2 protein-coding genes are annotated in these 1,104 nt (G+C 40.6%); both read left to right on the forward strand.

Translation table 11 applies throughout. The annotated features are described in order from the left end of the window. The coding region (locus HWX89_RS26620) for a PTS transporter subunit IIC (protein WP_286086200.1) at positions 1-333 on the forward strand (333 nt) is incomplete at its 5' end. A 66-nt stretch (positions 334-399) separates the two neighbouring features. Then, entirely contained in the window at positions 400-1,053 is a 654-nt protein-coding gene (gene fsa, locus HWX89_RS26625) for a fructose-6-phosphate aldolase (RefSeq protein ID WP_027821617.1), read from the forward strand. Positions 1,054-1,104 lie beyond the last annotated feature (51 nt).

The following is a 1,104-nucleotide window of genomic DNA, read 5'->3' on the forward strand; positions in this document are numbered from 1 at the left end:
GGTGTAGTGGGGCACTTCTTCTGTGGTGCTGCTGCAGCAATTTATGGTAATTCTACTGGTGGTCGGCGTGGTGCAATCATTGGCGCTACAGTAAATAGTTTGTTGATTAGTTGGTTGCCATTGTTTATTTTACCAGTTTTGGGAAGCTTGAAATTAGCAGCTTCAACGTTTGCAGATACCGACTATTTGGTTCCAGGAATCTTGTTAGGAAAATTAGGGAGTTACGGAAGTGTAGCAGTTATTACAGGAATTATCTTGTTTACAATTATTGTGATTCTTTGCAGTATTTTTCTTACCCGGCGTGCTAAACGTATGACTGATGGAACTAAGTAATCAGTAATTATGAGTACTACTTTCAATAATTTATGAAAACTAATAATAAAGGAGATAAATCTAATCATGAAATTTTTCTTAGATACTGCGAATACTGAAGATATTAAACATTTCGCGGAACTTGGTTTAGTAGATGGGGTAACAACAAATCCAACGTTGGTGTCACGTGAAGGTCGTGATTTTGAAACCGTTATCAAAGAAATTGCGCAGATTGTATCAGGTCCAGTATCCGCTGAGGTAACGGCAACCAAGGCCGAAGAGATGATTGCCCAGGCTCGCAATGAAGTTAAGTGGGCTTCAAATATTGTGGTGAAGATTCCGATGACTGAAGAAGGACTTAAGGCGGTCAAAGTATTAAGTGGTGAGGGCATTAAAACAAATGTGACCCTTGTATTCTCAGTTTCGCAAGGCTTATTAGCGGCAAAGGCCGGTGCTACTTACATTTCACCATTCTTAGGACGTCTTGATGATATTGGTGGCAATGGAATTCAGCTAGTTAAGGATTTACGTCAAGTTTTGGATACTTATGGATTCAAGACGGAAATTATCGCTGCCAGTGTTCGGGGGCCACAACATGTTCAAGAAGCTGCGTTGGCTGGCGCTGATATTGCCACAATTCCAGCCGCAGTTTTCGGTAAGTTATGGTCTCATCCATTAACGGACAAAGGTTTGGCCAGTTTTGCTTCGGATTGGAAAGCATTTCAAACAACGCAAAAGTAATCATAATAGCAGCTTAGGAGGTAAGTATAATGTTTGATAAAGTTGACGAGC

This window comes from Rhizobium sp. RM (genome assembly GCF_013390595.1).
GTDB lineage: Bacteria > Pseudomonadota > Alphaproteobacteria > Rhizobiales > Rhizobiaceae > Agrobacterium.